This is a genomic window from Spirochaetota bacterium, from assembly GCA_017999915.1.
Lineage (GTDB): Bacteria > Spirochaetota > UBA4802 > UBA4802 > UBA5550 > RBG-16-49-21.
Genome location: JAGNKX010000001.1, coordinates 351,621 through 373,482, shown reverse-complemented (window position 1 = coordinate 373,482; position 21,862 = coordinate 351,621). Strand labels below are relative to the sequence as shown.

Annotated in this window: 20 protein-coding genes; 10 read left to right on the top strand and 10 right to left on the bottom strand. The window is 54.8% G+C overall.

All coding sequences use genetic code 11. The features are described 5' to 3' along the window. Window position 1: 1 nt before the first annotated feature. Window positions 2-574, bottom strand: a complete 573-nt coding sequence (locus KA369_01540; GenBank protein ID MBP7734632.1) for a hypothetical protein — start codon at window positions 572-574, stop codon at window positions 2-4. Window positions 575-955: 381 nt separating this feature from the next. Between KA369_01540 and KA369_01535 the strand changes: the two genes are divergently transcribed. Continuing rightward, complete coding sequence (locus tag KA369_01535; protein MBP7734631.1) at window positions 956-2,077, top strand: NAD(P)/FAD-dependent oxidoreductase; 1,122 nt, start codon at window positions 956-958, stop codon at window positions 2,075-2,077. A gap of 6 nt (window positions 2,078-2,083) precedes the next feature. Here KA369_01535 and KA369_01530 read toward each other — a convergent pair whose 3' ends face one another. Together KA369_01530 and KA369_01525 are read right to left on the bottom strand one after the other, a co-directional pair. After that, on the bottom strand, window positions 2,084-2,533 hold the full coding sequence (locus tag KA369_01530) for a hypothetical protein (GenBank protein ID MBP7734630.1): 450 nt from the start codon (window positions 2,531-2,533) through the stop codon (window positions 2,084-2,086). Between the two features lie 154 nt (window positions 2,534-2,687). Next, on the bottom strand, window positions 2,688-3,416 hold the full coding sequence (locus KA369_01525) for a hypothetical protein (GenBank protein ID MBP7734629.1): 729 nt from the start codon (window positions 3,414-3,416) through the stop codon (window positions 2,688-2,690). 246 nt (window positions 3,417-3,662) lie between these two features. Here KA369_01525 and hisF point away from each other — a divergent pair, with 246 nt between their 5' ends. The 9 genes from hisF to KA369_01480 all read left to right on the top strand — a co-directional run bounded on the left by hisF (window position 3,663) and on the right by KA369_01480 (window position 13,844). Then, window positions 3,663-4,427: an imidazole glycerol phosphate synthase subunit HisF gene (gene hisF, locus KA369_01520; protein MBP7734628.1), complete on the top strand. Its 765-nt coding sequence runs from the start codon at window positions 3,663-3,665 to the stop codon at window positions 4,425-4,427. Window positions 4,428-4,435: 8 nt separating this feature from the next. Further along, entirely contained in the window at window positions 4,436-5,164 is a 729-nt protein-coding gene (locus KA369_01515) for a hypothetical protein (protein MBP7734627.1), read from the top strand. A gap of 97 nt (window positions 5,165-5,261) precedes the next feature. After that, entirely contained in the window at window positions 5,262-6,860 is a 1,599-nt protein-coding gene (locus tag KA369_01510) for a hypothetical protein (protein MBP7734626.1), read from the top strand. A 104-nt stretch (window positions 6,861-6,964) separates the two neighbouring features. Further along, complete coding sequence (locus KA369_01505; GenBank protein ID MBP7734625.1) at window positions 6,965-7,417, top strand: PTS sugar transporter subunit IIA; 453 nt, start codon at window positions 6,965-6,967, stop codon at window positions 7,415-7,417. Window positions 7,418-7,802: 385 nt separating this feature from the next. Continuing rightward, complete coding sequence (locus tag KA369_01500; GenBank protein MBP7734624.1) at window positions 7,803-10,283, top strand: leucine--tRNA ligase; 2,481 nt, start codon at window positions 7,803-7,805, stop codon at window positions 10,281-10,283. 268 nt (window positions 10,284-10,551) lie between these two features. Beyond that, complete coding sequence (locus KA369_01495) at window positions 10,552-11,223, top strand: hypothetical protein (protein MBP7734623.1); 672 nt, start codon at window positions 10,552-10,554, stop codon at window positions 11,221-11,223. 12 nt (window positions 11,224-11,235) lie between these two features. Beyond that, complete coding sequence (locus KA369_01490) at window positions 11,236-11,613, top strand: hypothetical protein (protein MBP7734622.1); 378 nt, start codon at window positions 11,236-11,238, stop codon at window positions 11,611-11,613. 110 nt (window positions 11,614-11,723) lie between these two features. After that, window positions 11,724-12,785, top strand: a complete 1,062-nt coding sequence (locus KA369_01485) for an amidohydrolase family protein (GenBank protein MBP7734621.1) — start codon at window positions 11,724-11,726, stop codon at window positions 12,783-12,785. 201 nt (window positions 12,786-12,986) lie between these two features. Continuing rightward, window positions 12,987-13,844 (top strand): hypothetical protein, encoded by an 858-nt coding sequence (locus KA369_01480; protein MBP7734620.1) that lies wholly within the window; start codon window positions 12,987-12,989, stop codon window positions 13,842-13,844. 214 nt (window positions 13,845-14,058) lie between these two features. On the opposite strand, the gene KA369_01475 is transcribed toward KA369_01480, so the two are convergent. From KA369_01475 to KA369_01445, 7 genes are all read right to left on the bottom strand, one after another. Further along, a complete protein-coding gene (locus KA369_01475; protein MBP7734619.1) occupies window positions 14,059-15,564 on the bottom strand; it encodes a hypothetical protein in 1,506 nt (501 codons plus the stop codon). Between the two features lie 12 nt (window positions 15,565-15,576). Then, complete coding sequence (locus KA369_01470) at window positions 15,577-16,311, bottom strand: ABC transporter ATP-binding protein (protein ID MBP7734618.1); 735 nt, start codon at window positions 16,309-16,311, stop codon at window positions 15,577-15,579. A 10-nt stretch (window positions 16,312-16,321) separates the two neighbouring features. After that, entirely contained in the window at window positions 16,322-17,590 is a 1,269-nt protein-coding gene (locus KA369_01465) for an ABC transporter permease (GenBank protein MBP7734617.1), read from the bottom strand. Window positions 17,591-17,603: 13 nt separating this feature from the next. Continuing rightward, a complete protein-coding gene (locus KA369_01460) occupies window positions 17,604-18,854 on the bottom strand; it encodes an ABC transporter permease (protein MBP7734616.1) in 1,251 nt (416 codons plus the stop codon). Window positions 18,855-18,859: 5 nt separating this feature from the next. Further along, the gene (locus tag KA369_01455) at window positions 18,860-19,645 is read right to left on the bottom strand and encodes an outer membrane lipoprotein-sorting protein (protein ID MBP7734615.1); all 786 of its coding nucleotides are present in this window, start codon (window positions 19,643-19,645) and stop codon (window positions 18,860-18,862) included. Between the two features lie 10 nt (window positions 19,646-19,655). Continuing rightward, the gene (locus KA369_01450; GenBank protein MBP7734614.1) at window positions 19,656-20,264 is read right to left on the bottom strand and encodes a TetR/AcrR family transcriptional regulator; all 609 of its coding nucleotides are present in this window, start codon (window positions 20,262-20,264) and stop codon (window positions 19,656-19,658) included. Window positions 20,265-20,367: 103 nt separating this feature from the next. Next, window positions 20,368-21,849, bottom strand: coding sequence for a hypothetical protein (locus KA369_01445; protein ID MBP7734613.1), 1,482 nt, complete (start codon window positions 21,847-21,849; stop codon window positions 20,368-20,370). Window positions 21,850-21,862: the final 13 nt, after the last annotated feature.

Below are 21,862 nucleotides of genomic sequence, written 5' to 3'. Positions count from 1 at the left end.
GCTATTCCACCGGGAAATTGTCGCGGAAGAATTTCACCTTTTTTTCCTTTTCCTTTTTATCGTCAAGATCGCTTCCGAGAGTCCCCTTTTCGAGGGCGATATCCAGAATTTTAACGCTGCTGTCGTCGACGACCTTTCGCTCCGCTTCCTTTTTTGAGGAGGCCTTCGGTTTGTCCTTGTCGGACTCCAGGGTGCTGATCTTCGCGTCGATCTGGTCCTGGGTCAGCATCGGGATGTCGTCATCATCGTCAATGGTTTCGATGGGCTCAACTTTTTTCGGCTTCGGCTCTTTTTTCTTTTTTTCCGGCTCCGGCGTGGCCTTGGCCAGGGGCGCCGGCTTCTCTATTGTCTCGTCGCCCTCGATCTCTTTCCGCATCGATTCAGGAGGGTTCTCGATCTTCAGGTCCAGCATTTTGATCCGTTCGCCCAGCAGGATGTTGATCTGCTTCTCTATGGACATGAAGATGGGAGTGGTGAAGGACTTGTTCCGTTTCACCGATTTCTCGAGTTTTTTAAGCTCCCTCACATCGTTGTCGATTTCTTCGATCCTTTTTATTACATGGATAACCTTCATAGCTCACCCCTGAGTGTCGTGCTGATTGATGTACCTATGCTAGGGTGAGACAATGAATTACGTCAATGATTTTTTAATGTTGGCTGATTACTGTCCCCTGTTAGCGAAAACGTATCCCAGTACACCATATAATGACAGCAGTCGTAAATTGGGGGGTATGGGCCATCCCGCTCGTCCGCCTCGTATAACGTCCATGTTGACTCGGCGGAATCGGCGACATCCATGTCGCCTTCTCGCCGGGATGGCTCCATGCCCCCTAAAAATATGCTGCTATCCAATATAATAACCTGTAGTCTTACTAATTCTTGACATAAAATGGCAATGAAACAATGCTACATTATTTCTTTCTATAAAAAAATCAGCTGTGGGTGGAACAGGGGTATGAAGACAAAGGTGTTGATCATCGGGGCCGGTCCGGCGGGGACCATGGCGGCATACCGCCTGGCCAGTTCAGGCTTCCTCGATTTTATCCTCGTCGACCGTTCCGACTTCCCCCGCGGGAAGCCCTGCGCCGGGGGCATATCGCCGTCATCGCACCGCTTCCTAAAAAAGATGAATCTGGATCATATTCTCACCGGCCTCAGTCCCAGCGCGGCCATGAAACGGGTGCGGTTCGTGGGGCCTGGGGGCCAGGACATCATCATGTCCACCAATCTGAAGGCCATGACCATCAACAGGAGAATATTCGACGCTGCCCTGCTCGACAGGGCCAGGACCCACGGGGCCAGGTTCGTTCCCGGGTTTACTCTCCGGGACCTCCTTCTCGACGGCCATGGCAGGATCGTCGGCGCCCGGGACGGCGACCGTGTCATCGAAGCGGAGGTGACGATACTGGCCAACGGGGGACGCAACAGGGAATTCAGGGAAAAATATTTCGCCGATACCAGGCCCCTTTATCCCGTCTATTCCCGGATCGGATGGTGGAAGGATTTCGATATGGAAGAAGGCACCATGGAGATGGTCTTTGACGGCGACCTGCTCCCCCATTACGGGTGGGTCTTCCCCGAGGGGGACGGCATCGTGAACATCGGCGTGTGCCTCCGACAGGAACGGCTCAGGGGAAGGAACGTGGCCGATGTCTTTGAGGAATTCCTGGAAAAGCATTACGCAAAGAGGCTCTCCGGGGCGTCGCAGATGGGCAAGAGCCGGTCCTTTGTCATTAATACCTCGGGATCGGTGAAGGCCGTATACGCCAGGGGAATGCTCTACGCCGGCGAGGCGGGAAGACTCTGCAACCCCGCCACTGCCGAGGGAATATCCTATGCCATGGAAAGCGGCGTCCTCGCCGCGGACGCGGTCCTGCGGGCCTATGAACGGGGAGCAGGCATGCCTGACGAGAGGTCGCTGGCGCAGTATGAAAAGATGTGCAGAAGGGCCTTTAATTTCCGCCTCAGGAGGGCATCGCTGTTCAAGGCCCTGATTGACAGCCCGGCTTTCACATTGATGATGAAGGCCAGCACAACGAAATTTTCCCGGTGGATCATCGACCGGCTTTTCAGCTGATCGCCTTCATTCAATCTTCCGGTCCAGGATGATGGTGTCGTCGATGGTTTCCTCGCCGAAGCCCTGGGGCCGCTCGTCATTAAAATATGACCTGATCTTGATTTTATCTTTTGAAATGAATTTCACTATCATAAGAATTTTGCCCCGCTCTATCCCGGTAGGATCGATGCCGATAATGTCGAGCTCAATGGGGTCCCTGGTGTAGTCAACGGTAAACTTCATCCGGCCCATGCTGTTTGAATCGGCGCCGCCCAGGCTTTTGCCGTCGATGACGAGGATGATGGAGCCGTCCTCAAAGAAGTGGAATGCCCCGGGCTTCCCGGTCCGATCCACACCCTCCCATTTTCCGATAAGGGTGGCGGATTTGGTCACAGCTTTTGGCGTTGTCGATGAGCATGCCATGAGGCCGGCCATGAAAAATGACAAGACAAGCGGAACATATCGTACGTGACCCATAGAGGCCTCCCTGCGTTGTAATCCGGACTACAATGATGATTGTGACGGCATGTCTCTTGTAGCGGTAAATCTCGAGAATGTCAAATATTAATTATCAGGGCAAGGATCCCATGGATATGCCGCACTGGCCGGTATATCCATGGGGATAAACCGGCTACTTCGTTTTAATAAGGTACTCGCTCATGACGGTGGTGCGAATGTGGCGGAGGTCCAGGAAGGATTTGACCGCCTTCAGGATCGTGACCATGTTTTTCGCGAGCTGCAGGATATTGGCCGCGCCGTAGAAAAGAAAGGGGCTGGAAACGTGCTTTTTCGAGGGCCACGCCTCCTCGACGATCCCCTCGAAGGGAAGGGCGTCGGGCGTTATGGCCTCGATCACCACGTTGCGGACGTAGCGGGTGCGCGGCTGTATCTCTTCGGAGACCGGCGACATGGTGCCGTGCCACCGCTTGATCCATTCCTCGCGGGAGAGGCGCCTGGGCCGCTCCATGAGGGTGACCATGGTTATGCCCGGGGAGCGCTTGCCGTCATCCCAGTCCCGGGGCTTTGAATGGCGGTTCCCGCCGTAATCGGTGTAAATCGACTCCTCCACCAGGTATCCGGCTAACCTGAAACCGGCATAGCGGAGCGTGTCCTCGATGTTTTTTCGTTTGCCCATATCCTCGACCCAGACGTTGACCAGGGCACAAATCGGCTCTCCGCTGTAGAGCTTAGGCGCGGGGGAGCGCATCTCCGCGTCAGGGTCGGCTATGTCCATGGTGAGGCGCTCCGCCCCGGAGCCGATGAGGCGGCTCGCCATCTCGCGCAGCAGGATTTCGCGGGTCTTGGCCTTGCCCTGTCCCTTGATGGGCCACAGAAGATATATGATTTTATGCAGATCCATGGGATACTCCTTGTGATGGTGAATGTAATAAATTAACAGCCCCTGATGATCGGGCTGGGTCCCTGTCCTTCTTCTTTAACAGAATGTATCAGGTAATACCCGGTGTATATCCCGGGAGAATTAATTTTCTGTCAAGATTTAAAAAAAGGACATCATGCCCCGCCGGGAACGGATTCTTCTCTTGACTTTCGGCAATGGTGGTTTAGGATTGAGTCTTGTCATGTAATGAACCAGAGAGGGAAAAACATGGGGAAGATAAAAATAATGCCGTGCCTTGACATGAAGGAAGGACGGGTGGTCAAGGGAATCAATTTCGTAAATCTGCGCGACGCCGGCGACCCGGTCCAGAACGCCGGCTTTTATCAGTCCGAAGGGGCGGATGAGCTGGCCATGCTCGATATCGCCGCGACCCTGGAGAACAGGAAAACCAGGCTCGAGTGGGTCAAGCAGGTTTCATCGGCCATTACCATCCCCCTTACCATGGGCGGCGGCATTAATAGCCTTGAGGATATAGAACTGGTCCTCGAGGCCGGGGCCACCAAGGTGTCCATGAACAGCGCCGCGGTGAAAAATCCCGACCTGATGAAACGGGCGGTGAAGGAGTTCGGCCCCGGCAGGATCGTGATAGCCATCGACGCGCGGAGAAACAAGTCGATGCCGTCAGGTTTTGAGCTCGTCGTCTCCGGGGGGACCACGCCGGTCGGGAAAGACGCCATCCAGTGGGCCGGCGCCTGCGACGAAGCCGGCGTCGACTGCGTGCTCCCCACAAGCATGGACGGCGACGGCACCCTGGCGGGATACGACCTGGAATTCACCAGGGCGGTCGCTGACGCGGTGTCCGTGCCGGTCATTGCCTCGGGCGGGGCCGGCACCCTGGAGCATTTCTACGACGGTGTGGTCAAGGGCGGCGCGCAGGTACTTCTGGCTGCTTCTGTATTTCATTTCCGCACTTTCAGCATCAGGCAGGTCAAGGAGTATCTGAAAGAAAGAGGCCTGGACGTGATCCTCTAGTGCCGGCAATGAATGAAGATAGATACAATATATACGGCATCGATGATATTCTCATAAAGGCGGGTTACGTCTTTCTGGCGCTTTTTATCCTTACCGGCGGGACAGCGGTATCCAATATGGTAAAGGGGGCTTCTCCCGACCAGTCCGAAAAGCTCTACACGGCGGCGTTGATGCTCTTTCTTCCGGCAATGGTATTTCTTCTAATAGGCTACAGTTTCCGCAGAAAGGAACAGGTCGCGTCCGCGATCATGCATAAGATGAAAATAACACCTGAAGCGCCGGTGGCCGATCTGATGAAGAGCTCCGGAATCAGCCGCCGCGCCGTCGAACAGGCTCTTCTGCTCATCAATCGGCGGGGCCTCGGCTATTACATCCTCGAAGGAGAACCGGAAAAGATCATTGACGGCCGCCTTCATCGCACCATGGTACTGGTGGACCGCTGCGACAGCTGCGGGAGCGCCATATCACAAAGCTTTCCCGCGTCGCAGGCCGCCCTCCCCCTCTGTCCCTATTGCGGGACGCCGGTGGGAATTGATCGGTGGAACGACATGCGGAACAGGGCCCTTGAGGATATTCGAAAACAGGATGCACCGTCCAACCAGACTGGGAACATCGCGCCGATGCAGGCGGTTTCCGCTCCTGCCAGAAAAACGTTTTCCCTCCCGGTATTCATCCTGCTTCTCCTCTTTTTTTGGCCCGCTGCCATAATCTATGCGGCAGTGAGATATAATAAGTAAAAAAATCTGGATCATCGTCCAAATCTTTGACTTGACTCAAAAAATGCGTTAGATTGTAATGGATTGGGGCGTCCGTATCTCTCTCAGGAGGATTGAGATGATACTGTGCGCAAACGCAAATGAAGCGGCCGCCCTCGCCATCAGAAAGCTCGGCAGAAGGATCTTTGCCATGACCCCCATCGGGATCGGTTCCGGCAACGCCTTCCTGAACGCCCTGGGCGAATACGCCAAAAAAGGCGAGATCGATTTCTCCGTGACCGCCGCACTGACCCTGGAAAAGCCCCGTCCCTCCGGCAGCCCCAGGGCCGAGGTCCTCGCCTCCGTGTACGAACGGATTTTCAAAGATTATACGCCATTCCAATATTTTGACGATTGCGCGGCCGCAGCCGCGAGAGGCGAAGAGCCGCCGCGCTACCTGACCTATCACAGCTACTACTATTCACCCGGCCTGGGAAGGAAGATTCCCGGCATACAGTCAGACTACCTGGCGGTCAATTTCAGGGACACCAGCGAAGCGGCGCGGTCGCGGGGGCTGAACATGGTGGTGATGAAGGCCTCCCGGAAGCATGGCAGGTACAACTGCGGCACCAATGTGGATCTCATGCTGCAGGCCATCCGCGACGTGAAAAAGAACAACGGCGCGGTCATGCTCCTGGAAAATGACAACATGCCTTACTGCCACGGCAACGCCGACATCCCCGATGACTGCATCGATTTCGTGGTGAAGCAGAATGAGCCCCTGTTCATCATGCCCCACCAGGCGCTGACCGTGCTGGAGCACGCCATAGGGAGCTATGTCTCTGAGCTGGTCCCCGACGGCGCGACCCTCCAGATAGGGATCGGGCAGATGGCCGATTCCATAGCCTACTGGCTGGTGAAGAAGGGACGGAGGGACATCAACGGCTATTCGGAGCTCCTATCCCCGGCCTTCCTTCACCTGATCCGGAACGGTGTTCTCACCCGCCGGGACCGGAGGGGGGTCCTGCTTACCGGCGCCTTCGTGGTCGGGGGGGAGGACCTGTACCGGTTTATAGACGACAATCCCGATGTCTGGATGACCGAGGTGCACGAGACCAATAACAAGGATTTCATCGTCAAGCTCCCGAAATTTCACGGCATCAACAGTACCCTCCAGATGGACCTTTTCAGCCAGGCCTCGTCCGAGGGCTTTTTCCTCGGCGACCGCTTCGTGCAGTATACCGGCATGGGGGGCCAGTTCGAGTTCCAGGAGTCGGGCATGAAGAGCGAGGGGGGGAAATCGATCCTCTGCCTGCGGAGCTCTTATAGAAACGACGCGGTGGAGGCGATGGCGAGCAACATCGTGCCGGTGCTGCGGAACGTCGTGGGAGTCACCCGCAACAAGATGGACTGCGTGGTTACCGAGTACGGATGGCGGCAGCTCCGGTTCGCCTCCATCGAGGAGCGGGCCCAGGCGATGATTGAGCTGGCCGATTCCACCTTCCAGGACGAGCTCCTCCACGCGGCGCGGGAGATGGGGCTCATCCGGAGCGGCTACGCCATACCCGGGGAATTCCGGAACAACACCTACGGTTCGGTGCAGGAGCGGTTCGGCGATGTCACCCGGGCCCATCCCTACCCCCTGGGTCTCGGATTTGACCTTGATAAGTACTCCACGAAGGAGGAGCGGGAGCTTCTCGGTTTCGTCGAAGGAAGCGTGGCGGCCGGGGTGAACTGACAGACCGGACGATTCCCCGCCGTGTCGGACAACCGGAATTAATCATTGACAGATGCCGGCGCTGGGTAGCTATGATGTTGCCATCTACCAGGCGAGGTGCATTCATGGCGTCAGTAACCGAATACACGAAGAGCAATTACATCAAGGTCCTCCAGTCGACCAACAAGTTCAAGGCCATCGAGGAGCTGGCCCTTGTGTTCAAGGGCTGCGACGTGTGCGGGGACATCGATACCCTCATCAAGGCGCTGAAAGAGCGCGAGGAGATCATGAGCACCGGCATCGGCTTCGGCATCGCCATCCCCCATGCCAAGATCGGGACCATACAGGAAATGGCCTTTGCCATAGGGATCTCGAAAGAAGGCATCGATTTCGATTCCATGGACGGGGAGCCGGTCCACCTGGTCATCCTGGTCGCGGCGGGGGAAAAGCAGCACAAGGAATACCTGCGCCTCCTTTCGAACATCATGTCCATCATCAAGAAGGATACCGTGAAGGACAGCATCATCAATTCCTCCTCCAGCGAAGAGGTGCTGAACATACTGAGGTCGTACAACTAGACTCTACTGTTCCCGCTTCGACCGGCACGGCGCACCGTCTGAAAGTGTATGCACATGGAGTAACATTTCCCAAATTGCGACCCCTCACCCGCCCCTCCGGGGCACCCTCTCCCATTAAGAATGGCAAAAAGGAGAGGGTTTCCGTAATAAGTAATTCTATAGACAACCCCCTCTCCTTTTTCCAATTTTTCCATGGGAGAGGGGGACGGGGGGTGAGGGCATAGACAGGAAACAAAGCGCGGGTGCTGTGTTAAGCCCTTAAAATACTCTTGACAAAAGATATGCCCGTCAATTGTAAATAGGTTGTTTCATGTCCCCTGATATGGATGACGCGGTTCACCCGTATGTGCTTGGACTACCGAATTATTCCGCACCGAGGTTTGTGATGGCAGATAAAGAAAGGGATTACAACTTTACCGAGATCGAGCTGAAATGGCAGAAGCGCTGGGAGGAATCAAAGGCGTTCATTTCCAGGAAGGACCCTGCGAAGAAAAAATATTACGTGCTGGAGATGTTCCCCTACCCGTCGGGGAGGCTCCACATGGGCCATGTCCGGAACTACACCATCGGCGACCTGGTGTCGCGCTTCCAGAAAATGAGCGGATACAACGTGTTCCATCCCATGGGCTGGGACTCCTTCGGGCTCCCGGCGGAGAACGCCGCCATCAAGAACAACATCCCGCCCTTCAAGTGGACGTCGGAAAACATAAGCTACATGAAGAGCCAGCTCAAGCGCATGGGCTTCTCCTACGACTGGACCAGGGAAGTGGCGACCTACAAGCCCGAATATTACAGGTGGAACCAGTGGATGTTCCTGAAGATGTACGAGAAGGGCCTGGCATACAAGAAGAAGGCCGCGGTCAACTGGTGCGAGAAGTGCGGCACCGTGCTGGCCAACGAGCAGGCCGAGGGGGGCATCTGCTGGCGCTGCGAGAGCGAGGTAACCCAGAAGGAGCTCGAGCAGTGGTTCTTCAAGATAACCGATTACGCCGATGATCTCCTGAAGGGGCACGAGGAACTCGCCCCGGACGGCGCCTGGCCGGAGCAGGTCCTCACGATGCAGCGGAACTGGATCGGCCGCTCCACGGGCCTCCGCATCAACTTCAAGCTGGACAGCGGCGAGGATTTTCCCATTTACACCACCAGGCCCGATACGGTGTACGGCGTCACCTTCATGGTCATCGCCCCGGAGCACCCGCTCCTCGACCGGGTCCAGGATAAAAAAATACGGGAGTTCATCGCCCGGATCAGGAACCAGTCGATGTTCGACCGCATTTCCGACGACAAGGAGAAGGAGGGCATCGACACGGGCCTTAAGATCGTGAATCCCTTCACCGGCGATATTGTTCCCCTCTTCGTGGGGAACTTCGTCCTCATGGAATACGGAACGGGGGCCATCATGGCGGTCCCGGCCCATGACACCCGCGACTTCGCCTTTGCCAAGAAGTACGGCATCCCGGTGAAGCTCGTCATCGACAATCCGAAGGCGCCCATCGATGTCAATGCCATGACCGACGCCTACGTGGACGAGGGGGTCTGCGTCAATTCAGGCCAGTTCAACGGCGTCCCCAACATGGACGCGATCGAGAAGATATCGGACTACGCCGAATCCAAGGGCTTCGCCAGGCGGGAGGTGAACTTCCGCATCCGCGACTGGCTGGTGTCCCGCCAGCGCTATTGGGGGTGCCCGATCCCCATGATCTACTGCGAAAAATGCGGCATGGTCCCGGTCCCGGAAAAGGACCTCCCCGTGGCGCTCCCGACCGAAGTCGATTTCAAGGGGGATTCCCAGTCCCCCCTCATCCACATGGACGAATTCAAGAATGTCCCCTGCCCGAAGTGCGGGGGTAAAGCCCGGCGCGAGACCGACACCATGGATACCTTCGTGGACTCCTCCTGGTATTACGCCAAGTTCACGTCGCCCGACTCGAAGGAGATCTTCGACCGCGGCGAGGTGGAGTACTGGATGCCGGTGGACCAGTACATAGGCGGGATCGAGCACGCGGTGCTTCATCTCCTGTACGCGCGGTTTTTCTCCATGGTAATGAACGACATGGGACTCCTCAAGTCGCGGGAGCCCTTCACCCATCTCCTCACCCAGGGGATGGTGATAAAGGACGGCGCAAAGATGAGCAAGTCCAAGGGCAACGTCGTCGACCCGGACGCCATCATCGAGAAGTACGGGGCAGACACGGTGCGCCTCTTCATGCTCTTCACCGCCCCGCCCCACAAGCAGCTGGAGTGGTCCGACAAGGGCGTCGAGGGGTGCTTCCGCTTCATCGGTCGCATCTGGCGCTTCGTGAACCGCTTCAGCGATCTCTACCAGGCCGGGGCAAAACTTGAAGGCGCCGCACTGAGCGAGGGGCTGGAAAAGGCCCGGCGGGAGCTGCACCTCACCGTGAAGTCAGTCACCTACGACCTCCGCGAGCGGATGCAGTACAACACCGCCATCGCCCGGATGATGGAGCTGGTTAACGCCCTCTACCTCGTAGACGAGAAGGAGCTCGCCACGCCCGAAGGGAAGCTCTTTATCTCCGAGGTCTTCGGCAAGCTCCTGGCCATGCTCTCGCCCTTCATTCCCCACGTGGCCGCGGAGCTGTGGGAGATGCTGGGGAACAAAACCCATCTTCACGAGGTGCCCTGGCCGGATTACAGCGAGTCCCTGGCCAGGCGCGACGAGGTCGAGATCGTCTTCCAGGTGAACGGCAAAATCCGCGGCAAGGAGCAGGTCAGCGCCGCCATCACCAAAGAGGAAATGGAGAAGATGGCCCGGGAGCACGAGAAGATAAAGGATTTCATCGCCGGAAAGACCGTGAAAAAGGTCATCGTGGTTCCGGGGAAGCTCGTCAATATTGTGGTGCAATAGGCAAACATTTAACTATTGAATGATAGTAGCGAGTGTGACATCTCATTTTTTACTCGTTTCATTTGTCAGCTATTGATAGTCGGTTGTTTTGCAGCGGAAGGTCCATCCTGGACCATCCTCGCTTTACGCAAAACATCCATGTTTTGCTTGTTTAAGAGCAAATCCATGCACTATCTCGTATATCACATCGAAAAAATGAGATATCACATTCGTCGGTATTTATGCATATAAAACTGCCTATCATGAGAAAAAAAGGGATGGTGGCACCATGCCAGATAAAAAAAGGATTATTGCCATCGCGGTCCCCCCGGCCGCGGGAATATTAATTTCCGTAACACTGGTCTTCCTCTTGGCGGTGTTTGCGCGCTACGATGCCCTTGTGAAGGAAACCTCCGGAAGCTTTTACCGGGCCCGGGCGCTTTTCATCGCGGGAAACGTGTTCATAAGCTCCCGCGATACATCGGCATATCCCACAAAGCGGGAAGCCCTTCAGGCAAAGGAGACGGGCAGGAGCCTTTCTCTGCGCTCGATGAAGGGGATCGAGTATATCGAATTCTTCGGCACGAAGGAGGAGCCGGGAGAGGACCTGGGGGCGTGGCAGCCTGCCCAGAAGGATTACGTAGGCGACTACACGGTCAACGCTGCCGGCAACCATGGGTACCTGTCGCTCCGCGCCAGCGGAGGGTATATCTACGGCACGATCCGTTTTCCCAACTGGGGACGGGGCGCCACGGAATATCTGAAAAACGTGGGTATTGCCAACGGCAGGCTATACTTCACGCGCTCCGTAACGACGCAGCAGGAGCTCCGGAGGCTGGGAGCGAACGCCTATTTCACCCAGCAGTACAGCGGCGAGTATCTCCGCAGCGGGAACCTCATCCGCGGGTTTTATCTCGTCAACAGGGAACGAAAGCCATGGGAGGCCACCAAGAACAGGTGAGGACATTCATGTATGGCATCTGAGAAACCCTATACACTGTATAAATTCATCGGGGTGAAACCCTTTAAAAAGCTCCTGGAAGAGGCCGGGGTCACCCACCTGATTTTTGACGATGAAGCAGTGCCGCGACTCTTCAAAGAGCGTGCCGATTACTTCAATGAAGCGGAGGATTCCATCGCCGTGGGAAAATGCCTCCAGGACGGCGTCGATGTCTATTTTGCTGAATTCGGCATCAAGATCACCAAGAGCTTCCTTTCCTATATCGTGTTCATTTTCGATCACCATCCCACGGTGGAGGAGATGCTTGCCACGGCCGATGACCTGGAGCAGCTGATACAGCAGCACCTGGAGGGCGTGAATCTCGACGATTTCAAGAACCAGATGCAGTAGTTCAGCCAATCATCCGTAATAAGATATAAAAGAACAGCCCCCCTGGCAGGGGCATACCCATAAGTATGTTGACCATACTGAAATCTGGGGCTACCGGAGGGAGCATCGCCATGATAGATGTGCATGGCCATATCTTTAATTTCAAGTATGTGCCGGACGCCTATTTCCAGAAGTTCTGGGTCAGGCGCAACGACGTGGGCCAGGTGGCCATATTTCTTCATAATCTATTGCCCTGGACCGACCGGGACAGGCTGAGCAGTTACGCCTATTTCCTTAAAACGGGAAACAGGCGCTCCATGAAGGTCATCTTCGATACCATGGTCCGCTACTACCCACCGGGAACAATCTTCACTCCCCTCATGATGGATTTCCAGTTCGGATTTAAAGGCAACAGCGACCAGGATGATACGTTCCTTTCCCAGATGAGGGAGATGATCGAGCTTAAAAAAGATAACAGGGACATTCTTTTTCCATTCCTGGCAGTGGATCCGAGAAGGAAAGGGATCTTCGACCTGGTGAAACAGTCGGTGGGCGACCAAAAGGATTTTTACGGCGTCAAGATCTATCCCGCCCTCGGATATCTCCCCAGCGATCCGGTCCTCATGGAGATATTCGGCCATTGCGAGGAGAAGGGCATCCCTGTCACGACCCATTGCTCCAGAGGAGGGATCAATACCGATTTCCATTCCATTCGGGTAAAGGGTACCATGTTCAACGGGGACGAGTATGAATATATCGATAGGAACGAGCGGTTCCTTGTCCGGTCGAAATGGAAACGCTATTTCAACGATCCGCGCAACTGGGTACCTGTCCTGGAAAAGTATAAGAAACTGCGCCTGAACCTGGCCCACTTCGGCGGCGAGGATGAATGGCGTTTGTACCTGTCCGGCAGAAAAGGCACCTGGGTCGACAAGATCATCAACCTGACCATGCGGTATGAGAATGTGTATACCGATATTTCCTATACGTTCAGCTACCGGGATTTTTATCCAACAATGAAAAAAATGATAGCCGGTCCCGTGGGCGACAAAATGCTCTTCGGGTCGGATTACTACATGGTGGAAATGGAGGGTCACTTCTATTCATCCATCAACACCATCTTTGTCGAGTTGACCGATGAGGAGCGGAAGAAAATATCCGAAATAAATCCAGGGAGGTTTTTAAACCGGTAAAAGCTGCGACTGTCATTTTTTTAAAAAATCCAGTTTTTTCTTGCTATTATTTCTGACCATTGGTTTACTATTCATCGGTCGGGTCATCGTTACACTCCGGCCGCTATTTTTTTTCGTTATGCGAGAAAATAATCAGTCCCGATACATCGGGACTGCGCGGTATTTAATACGAGCCGGAAAATATCAGGGGAGTGAATGAATATGAAAAAAAGCGGAAAAGGGCACGTTTACATGAGGCTGGACCGGATGAAGAAGGTATCCGGCGGGGCCGCGAAAAAAGCCAGGAGCCTGGGGATGCACCAGAAGGTCGCCCTCGCGTACAGGTCGCGGAGGCTCGTCTTCGGCGTCATCCTCCTCTGCGTTGTTGCCTGGTTCGCGAACAACCACCTCGCAGCCCGCAACGTGGAGCCGAAGTGCTGGTTCTGCTCAGCCGGCGAGCAGGCGGAGATCCGTGGCGTGGTGACGAAGACCGAATGCATCTCCTACAGCACGAAGGCCCGCAACAACGAATACCGGGTGGAATACTCATACACGGTGAACGGAAAGACCTATGCCGGCGTCGGGTACCAGACGGGGTACATAGTCATGGAAAAGAGCCCGGTCACCGTCGACTATTCGGTGAAGGACCCGTCCTGCTCCTGCATACGTGACATCAAGTGCGCCGCGGACAACGCGATGTTTACGGTCCTGTTCGGCGTCCCCCTCGTCATTCTTGCCATCCTGCTTATCGTGAGCGGCGCACCAAGGATCATGCGCGCCATATGGGTCATCGAACACGGGACAGCCGCAACGGCCACGGTCGGCACCATCACCCGCAAAACTGAAACGCATATGACGGGGCGTGTTGGGGTGTGGCGCACCACCATCAGTTGGACCGCCACCTGCAGCTTTACGGACGCTTCCGGGAAGAATTGTAACGTCAAGGTAGGCATGCCCGAGGGCCTGCTGAAAAAGGGGGACGAGGTCGGGATTGTGTACGATCCGGCCATGCCGGAGAATGCTATCGCCATCGGCGCCCTGCCGTGGTTCGTAAAAACCGATCCGCCGCTGGCAAAATAAAGGGAGGGGGCGTCATGCATGTCGGGGCATGGCGTGCCCTAGATCAAATTTGCAAGGCCCCAGTACAGAACTTTTTGATTGTCACGGGGCCTCAGTAGCGCCATGATCATTTCAAATAAGGCCTGTTGTGTCACATTCTCCCTGGTAATACACGGACCTTTTTCCCATGTGGTGGAGGTTTGATGACAACGGGATACGCTACAAGTCTGCTTATTTAAAACACGTAGCTCCCCGACGCGTAGAAGAGATAGTTCTTCCTGAATTCTGAAAAATCGGATGCCTTGTTGCCGATGACAAAGGCGCCCATGGCCCCGACGGTGAAATCCAGGTTCTCATAGGCGTTGATCTTCAGGGCCGGGGACCAGAAGATTCCCTGTCCCTGGATATCGCCGATGGCGAAGAGCTCTCCGCGCACCAGGGGGTGGAAGTCGTAGCCCAGGGCCACGGCCACGTAGTGCTGGTTCGTCGTGAGGAACTGGTTGGCGATCTGGAGGTAGGTCCCCTGGTCCATGGCGTTCAGCTGGGAGGATAGGCCGGCCAGTTTCAGGTCCTTGTTGTAGTTCAGGGCCCGCTGGTTGTAGAAATATTCCGCCAGGAAATACACTCCCGCCTTGAAGGTGTACTCGTACCCGACGTTGGCCTGGAAATAGACCGGGAAGCACTCGTTCTTCGTGGTGAGGAGATATTTCCAGTAGTATCGGCTATCCTCAGGCTTGAAATAGGGTGACGGCGCCTGTGTGACGATCATGCTCCCTCGGAGCATTCCGTCAAAGAGAATGGCTGCGAAGTCGAAACCCCCGGTCCAGCGGCGGGTTACATAGCCCCCCAGCAGGGCGAGGTCCGTGTCCTTGATGGAGGTTTTCGCCCTTATAATATAGTTGCAATCCCCCATGTTGAATTTATCTATCTTGTTGTCGCTTTTCTTCAGGTCATAGACAAAAGATATCTCCGTTTTGTCGTCCGGGAAGAAATCGAGCTTCACGGCATCGGTTCCCTTCTGGTCGTCGCCACCTTCCACAAAGGTGGGCGATATGGGATTCAGAATATCCAGGGGATTCCAGAGCTTGCCACTGCCGAACCGTATCTGCTGCCTCCCCACGGTGGCGGTGAAATGATCGACATTCACCTTGATGTAGGCCCGGTGTATCTTGGTGCGGTAGTAGACCTCATCGCCCCGGTACGGCTCCCAGGACAGGTGCAGGAAATCGTTGTACTGCGACGTCCGCCAGTAGCTCTTGAAATAGAGGCTGTTGCCGTAATTGCTCGCAATCAGCTCGTTATCGTAATCTACCCTGATGCTTAAAATATCCTTGTACAGGAATTCCGGCGAGAGCCTGATCCGGGTGAGATCGGCAATCAGGTCCTTGTGGACCGTTGACAGGGGATTGTCCTCGATAAAGTTGTCGGTCTCATGGAAGGTGAAGAGATTTTTCACCTGCCCCTTGAATTTGAACCGGGCATCTTTTTGTTCGTCCAGTGATTCATCACTATCATCCGCTGATGGCGGCTCGTTTATAAGGGCCTTGTCCTTTCCGGCGTTTTTTTTGCCCCTTTCCCCCGCGCCGGCTTCTTCGGCGTTGTCATTCTTCTGCTCAACGCGTGCCGGATCGTCCGGCTTCGGGGGCGCGTTTTTTTTCTGGCCCTGTGTTGCCGAAATCGTTCCTGCGAGCATCAGCAGGAGCAATGGCATAATTAGGCGGATAGGAATATGAACGGCCATGGCGAAGCACCTTCATTTTTTCTTTTTTGCTTTTGCTTTTTTCACCGAGCTTTCCCGGGCGCTCTTTTTTTTCTCATCGGAGATTATCATGCCGTCGGAGAGCCTGATGAGGCGCTCCGCGTAGTCCATGACCATCTGGTCGTGGGTCGAAAAGAGGAAGGTGATGTTTTTCTGATGATTCAGGTCGTGCATCAGGTCAAGGAGGCTTGAGCCGGTCTTCTGGTCAAGGTTGGCCGTGGGCTCGTCGGCAAGCACCAGCTCCGGCTCCGACACGATGGCGCGGGCCACGGCCACGCGCTGCTGCTGGCCCCCGGACATCTCCTTGGGAAGACGGTTGATCTCCTTGCCGAGGCCCACCTCTTCCAGTATGCGCCGCGACCGGTCCCGGCGCTCCTCCCTGGAAACGCCCTGGAGAAGAAGTATGTATTCCACGTTCTCCACCGCGGAGAGGACCGGGATAAGGTTATAGGCCTGGAATATGAATCCTATCTTGTTCAGGCGGATGTCCGAAAGCTCCCTGGGAGTCATCCGGTTCAGGTCGCTCCCCGCCACGGTGAGGACACCGCCGGTCGGATGGTCGAGGCCGCCGATGAGGTTCAGGAGGGTCGTCTTTCCCGATCCCGAGGGGCCGGCTATGGCGGTAAACTCGCCACGGCCGATGGCGAGATCGATGCCGCAGAGCGCCTTGACCTCTATGGTGTTGCCGTCGTATACTTTTGTCAGACCGCTTATGGTTATGATGGACATGGTGACCTCCTTAAATGTAATGAAGCGCTTCGAGCGGTTTTATGCGCGCAGCCTTCACTGCAGGGTAAATTGCCGCAAGCATCGTGGTAAACTCGACGACCACAACTGATATGACAATATCCTTGGCGTATATGAGAGGGAAGACAATGCTGCCGGCTCCCCACTGGCGCATCGCTTCGTTGAAAAGTGAAAAGTCGATACCCGTCAAGGCGAGAATATTGACCGCGATAATGCTGATCACCACACCCGCGGCAAGGCCCACGGCGCCGAGGTTCATGGCCTCGAACATGATGATGAAAAAGATCTGCGAGGGTCGCGTGCCGATCGATTTCATGACTCCGAGCTCGTGAAAGCGCTCCATGATGGACATGACCAGGGTGTTGGCTATCGAAAAAATAATGGTTATGAACACTATAAAGTAAAAGATGATCATCTGCTTGTCGATCATGGCGATGGCGCTCAGAAGAAACGGCGCCATCTCCTTCCAGGTGAGAACCTCCAGGTCTTTATTGTCTATAAGACCGATGAGGCCCGGCTTAACCGAGTCAACATTATCCTTGTTGGTCGTTATTACCATCACTTCTGACACGTTGTTCTTCAGACCGGTGATCTCCTGGAGCCGCTTGATCCCCATGTAGACCACGCCGTTGTCATAATCCTTTACCGGGGTCTGGAAAAGTCCTTTGACCGTCAGGCCGACACCGCTCATTTCATTCTCCTCATCCTGCACGAGGAGGACGATCTTGTCCCCCACTGACACGTCAAGCTTTTCGGCGAGGGATTTGGAAACGAGGATTTCACTCGCGGCCGGATCGTCAAGGTAGCTGCTCCCTTCTTTCTTGATGGTGTACTCGTTTATCTTGGATATCTTTTTTTCCCTGTCGGGATAGATCCCCATGACGATGACGCCCCGGGACGCTTCGCTGGTGCGGATCATGGCAAAGGCCTTGATGCGCGGCGACACGGCAACAACATCCTTTTCCTTCCTGATCGAATCCAGGATCCGGGGATCTGGATAGAAGTTGGACTCAAGCTTCATGTCGTTAAAAAACCCCTTCTTGCTGACCGCAATATGGCCAAGCTTGGTGCTGATGTTGTTGTCGAGCATCTGGGACATCATACCGTTCATGAGGGCGATCTGGAGAAGCATCAGGATAACCCCGATGGTGATCGAAAGCATGACGACCAGGGAACGCCGCTTCTGCCGCCACAGGTTCCTCCATCCCAGCATTATGAATGTTTTTATCTTAATCGTGAAATCAAACACGTTATTTTTCATCATATCCTCCTGCTCACAGCTGCCGAATCGCATCGAGAGGCCGCAGACGAGAGGCGCGTCGGGCGGGAGCGATGGAAAACAGCACGCCGATACAAAACGTGAAAAAGGCCGTAGAAATAAGATTCTTAATGGTCAATTTCGTCGGCAAAATCATGGTGACCTGGTTGAAAGCCTCCATCTCTTTTTGGTACTCGGAGAGATCAAGCGGGAAAATGGTGAAATAGTAGCTGATAACAGCACCCACTATTATCCCGAGGATCGAGCCAATGAAGGATATGCATGTCGATTCAAAAAGCACCATGGTGACGATTTGGGACGGTTTAGTGCCGATGGCCATCATAATTCCGAGCTCGCGCCGTCGTTCGAAAATTGACATCTGGATGGTATTGAGCACGCCGAAAGCTATGATGAGGAGCAGCACGATATAGAAAATATTGGCAAAGAGCCTGTCCATGACGATATGCTGTATCAGCTCAGGCAGGAGCTCGTCCCATCCCATGATCTCAAGGGCCTTCGACCCGGGAAGGTCGCGGAGCTCATCACGGATTGTTTCCATGTCCTCGGTCTGCTTCAGCCTGATGGCGATTGACGAGATGTAGTCCATCATGGTGAAGGTTTCTACGGCCTGGTTGAAGGACATCATGATGGTTGATTGGTCATACCGCGGGTTTCTGGACTTGAATATTCCGACTATGGAGACGTTGGCGGCGGCAATGGAGCCATCGAATCCTTGGGAGATGATGGAAACGGTATCGCCAACCTTCACCTTGAGGTTATTCGCCAGCGTAGCCCCCATGATGATGTTCTTCCCGTCACCCGGGACGAGGTATCTTCCTCCTTTCAGTATGGTTCCATGGAGGTTGCTTACCTTTTTCTCGGTTTCAGGTTCCACCGCCTGGATAAGCGTTACATACGTGTTTTTTCCGTAGGATATCAGGCCGGCCGCGTGGATGCGCCGGGTATAGGCGGACACGGCCGGATTTGTATTGAGGTACTTCATGAGTCTGTCGCCCGGCTTAAAGGCGTAATCAATGCTCTGGTTTTCCCAGAAATCTTTTTCATGAATCTGGATATGGCCGGTATTGGCAGCCACGGAGTCCTCGATCATCTGCCCGTAGGTTCCATCCTGAAAGGAACGTGAAAAGATGATCATGGCGCACCCCACCATGATGGTGAGGAGCGTAAGGATAGTGCGGCGCTTGTTCTTCCATACGTTGCGCCATGCCAGCATGACCTCGATCGAGCCTTCCTTCCGCAGTTTCATGACTGCTATCTCCTCTTCAGATTTTGGAGGGAAAACACGTTGCCGGGGATCTTAACATTGAACTTGACGTCCTTCAGGTCCATTTGTGTGTATTCCTCGCCGGTTTCCCCCTCCTGGCGCTTTTTCTTCAGCGTTTTCATTCTCATGGTTGCCGGAATGACCCGGCCGCCCATCTCCCTGAAATTGCTGCAGGTCATGACCTTCTTGAGCTTGCCATGCTGATCGTAGAATTCCTGCTTCACCGGCAGGCAGTCGCTCACCCGGGCGTAATAGATGAGCTTGCCCCAGACCACGGCCGCGTTGGGCTTCGGGATCATGGTAATGACATAGCATTCATGGCCCTCCACCTGCTTTTTTCCGCTCAGCGTGTGGGTATAATCGTCAAGGATGCTCGATTCCTTGACAATGTCGTCGTTGGTGAAATCCGATCCCATCCAGGACTGGAGCATCATGGAGGGGTGTATCTTCATCTCCTTGCCTATGTCGGGATTGTAGTGCCACATGAGCTTTTCCGCGGTGATCATGAGGAACCGGTTACCGGCGTCCTTCTTGGGGGCCAGGATCTCGGCGAAGGATTTTTTCGCTACCCGGTTGTCCCAGCTCTTCATCTTCATGGTGCGGGTCCAGCGGCGGTTCTTGATGGTGATCTCCATCATGGATATCAGGGTGTCGCCGCGGACGGACTTCTCGGCGCGGTCGATGATTTCCGCTGCCGTCAGCGCGTATGACGTGCCGTGCATGAACGGCATAGCCGCGGCCATGGCAATGATAATTGTAACCAGTTTTTTCATGTCCTGCTTCTTATTTCGTTGATACGCCTTCCTGCGTGTGGGTATCGATTATTCCATAGAACATAAGATTCAACATCATATCAAGACGCTCATGGGGGTCCGGCGCCATGCCTTTTATGCGATCATTGTTGAGCATCTCCTGGAATTTCTCAATGAGATACAGGATCACCTCCGGTTTCAGCGTTTTGCGGATGACCCCTTCCTCCTGGCCCTGCCTGATAAAATCGCTGATAAGCTGGTACGATCCCATCTTCAGGGCGTTGAAAAAGAGCATGAAGTCTTCATTGGTTCCCCACATCTCGTCAAGGAATATGTCCTCGAGCTCCTCGCTCGTTTTTATGAGATGGTTGACGATCCCTTTTATCTTGTCGATAAAGGGGATCGTGCTGTTCATGATCCCGTCCTGCTCCTGTAAAATCCTGTCGTTCAGCTCGGAAAGCACCCTGGTGGCAAGTTCGCTCTTATTACGAAAGAACTTGTAAAAGGTCATCTTGCTAACGCCGGCTTTTTCGCAGATCTCCTCGATGGTGACCCTTTTGGTTCCATGCTTGAAGAAAAGTTCCCGGGCCGTGATTATCAGATCCTGATATTTCTTATTATCTAGATGCGGTTCATCCATATTATTACTTATTAATGTTATTTATACCAATATCGTCAATGTTTACGATTTAAGTATAATATAACGATAATCGTATACTTTGTCAAGTATTGGATAATTTTTTTTAAAAAATGCAGGAAATACCCAGTTTATAGACCAGATCGCCTGTTTCAGAAGGGTCGATTCTCATTGACAGGGACGCGGGATTGATCCTTCCTTCCTGCTCGAATTTAAAAAAGCTGAAGGCCGGTGGGCTGAAATAGGCGGTGATGAGCTCGACGAGCTTCAACCCTCCCAGGGCAATGCCGCCGTAGAGGACCTTTTTTTTGTCGTTCTTGGTGTTCACGCAGAATCCGGCAAGGAACATCTCCGAGAGATAGAAACCCCAGCCGGGAAGGCGGTAGCCCTTGTAGAACATGCCCCCGCCGGGAATGAAAAGTGATAGAGCCAGGGCGGTCTCGTTCCGGTTCATGAAAAAGGGGGGCAGGGCGCTGTTCACCTTGAACTGGTATGCCAGCTGGTCCAGGTAGGCCACGGATACGGTCAGGGGCACCGTGGCCCAGCAGAATATTTGGAGGTTGTTCATGGCCTCGGTCTTGTCGCTGTCCATGATACCGGGCACGAAATTGATTTTGAATTTCGTCATGGCTTCGGGGAGGATGAAGTGCGTGACGATAAGAAGTGATGAAAACACGATCCCCCCGATGCTGGGGCTCGTGTTCTTGAATCCCAGGTAGGATGTGGACAGGTACGATCCGTAGCCGGGAAGGCAGGCATTGGCGCCGGGATTAACGAGGCACATTCCCAGGGTGAATTTTTTTTCCGGGTCCTGGCCCTGGACACCGGTGGCCGCCAGGCTGTACTTGCCGTTGGTGTTGTGATCGATCTGCTTTGTGAGCTCCCGCACTATGGCCCGGTACGGCGGGTAGACCTTTATTGTTATCGGGGACGATGGAGGCAGTCCTTCCGGGAGTGCGGCCAGGGACCGGTACCTGCCGGTGTTTTGTATGGTAATGAACGCTCCGGAACCGATGCGGTATCGCCCCGGCGCGAGGCCGTGCCACTGTCCCGCGTCGAGGAGGCTCAGGCCCTCCCGCGTTTCCACGACGCGCGCCTCGATGGCCATGTCCCTGTGGAGCAGGGCTATCTCGCGGGAGAGCTTCAGGGGGATATTCATCAGGACCTTGCTCCTGACGGTGATGTCCTGCTGCAGCCGGCCGTAGCGGGGCGAAACAGGACGGATGGCGATGGTGCCGAAAACAGTGCCGCTTTCCAGGGACACGGACACCACGGCGTACAGGTCAGCGCCCAGCTCCCGGGCCGCCTTGAGAAGGGCCTCGTCGCCGGCCCCCTTCTGCATGGCGTCCATGGCCCTCTGGACCCTGTCGCCATCGACCGGCAGGAACCGTCCCAGGCGGTCGAATACGTCCGCGACGGAATCGGCGGACTTCCGGGACAGGGCGTTTAGCTGGAGGCCGGAGTCCTGGACCGGAAAAACTGCGATGGTGCCGGGCACGGCGATCCGCTCGGCGAAAAGCGAGCTGCCCGGGGTAAGAAGAAGGAGGGTTGTGAGTAGAAGGAGCGTAATGTTTGATTTATGAAACATTTTTTATTTACTG

Excerpts from the sequence above, each read along its gene's own strand:
- KA369_01445 (MBP7734613.1), bottom strand. The coding sequence starts at position 21,849 with ATGTTTCATAAATCAAACATTACGCTCCTTCTACTCACAACCCTCCTT.
- KA369_01450 (MBP7734614.1), bottom strand. The coding sequence starts at position 20,264 with ATGGATGAACCGCATCTAGATAATAAGAAATATCAGGATCTGATAATC.
- KA369_01475 (MBP7734619.1), bottom strand. The coding sequence starts at position 15,564 with ATGGCCGTTCATATTCCTATCCGCCTAATTATGCCATTGCTCCTGCTG.
- KA369_01495 (MBP7734623.1), top strand. The coding sequence starts at position 10,552 with ATGCCAGATAAAAAAAGGATTATTGCCATCGCGGTCCCCCCGGCCGCG.
- KA369_01455 (MBP7734615.1), bottom strand. The coding sequence starts at position 19,645 with ATGAAAAAACTGGTTACAATTATCATTGCCATGGCCGCGGCTATGCCG.
- KA369_01485 (MBP7734621.1), top strand. The coding sequence starts at position 11,724 with ATGATAGATGTGCATGGCCATATCTTTAATTTCAAGTATGTGCCGGAC.
- KA369_01480 (MBP7734620.1), top strand. The coding sequence starts at position 12,987 with ATGAAAAAAAGCGGAAAAGGGCACGTTTACATGAGGCTGGACCGGATG.
- KA369_01505 (MBP7734625.1), top strand. The coding sequence starts at position 6,965 with ATGGCGTCAGTAACCGAATACACGAAGAGCAATTACATCAAGGTCCTC.
- KA369_01535 (MBP7734631.1), top strand. The coding sequence starts at position 956 with ATGAAGACAAAGGTGTTGATCATCGGGGCCGGTCCGGCGGGGACCATG.
- KA369_01525 (MBP7734629.1), bottom strand. The coding sequence starts at position 3,416 with ATGGATCTGCATAAAATCATATATCTTCTGTGGCCCATCAAGGGACAG.
- hisF (MBP7734628.1), top strand. The coding sequence starts at position 3,663 with ATGGGGAAGATAAAAATAATGCCGTGCCTTGACATGAAGGAAGGACGG.
- KA369_01530 (MBP7734630.1), bottom strand. The coding sequence starts at position 2,533 with ATGGGTCACGTACGATATGTTCCGCTTGTCTTGTCATTTTTCATGGCC.
- KA369_01540 (MBP7734632.1), bottom strand. The coding sequence starts at position 574 with ATGAAGGTTATCCATGTAATAAAAAGGATCGAAGAAATCGACAACGAT.
- KA369_01470 (MBP7734618.1), bottom strand. The coding sequence starts at position 16,311 with ATGTCCATCATAACCATAAGCGGTCTGACAAAAGTATACGACGGCAAC.
- KA369_01500 (MBP7734624.1), top strand. The coding sequence starts at position 7,803 with ATGGCAGATAAAGAAAGGGATTACAACTTTACCGAGATCGAGCTGAAA.
- KA369_01465 (MBP7734617.1), bottom strand. The coding sequence starts at position 17,590 with ATGAAAAATAACGTGTTTGATTTCACGATTAAGATAAAAACATTCATA.
- KA369_01460 (MBP7734616.1), bottom strand. The coding sequence starts at position 18,854 with ATGAAACTGCGGAAGGAAGGCTCGATCGAGGTCATGCTGGCATGGCGC.
- KA369_01490 (MBP7734622.1), top strand. The coding sequence starts at position 11,236 with ATGGCATCTGAGAAACCCTATACACTGTATAAATTCATCGGGGTGAAA.
- KA369_01510 (MBP7734626.1), top strand. The coding sequence starts at position 5,262 with ATGATACTGTGCGCAAACGCAAATGAAGCGGCCGCCCTCGCCATCAGA.
- KA369_01515 (MBP7734627.1), top strand. The coding sequence starts at position 4,436 with ATGAATGAAGATAGATACAATATATACGGCATCGATGATATTCTCATA.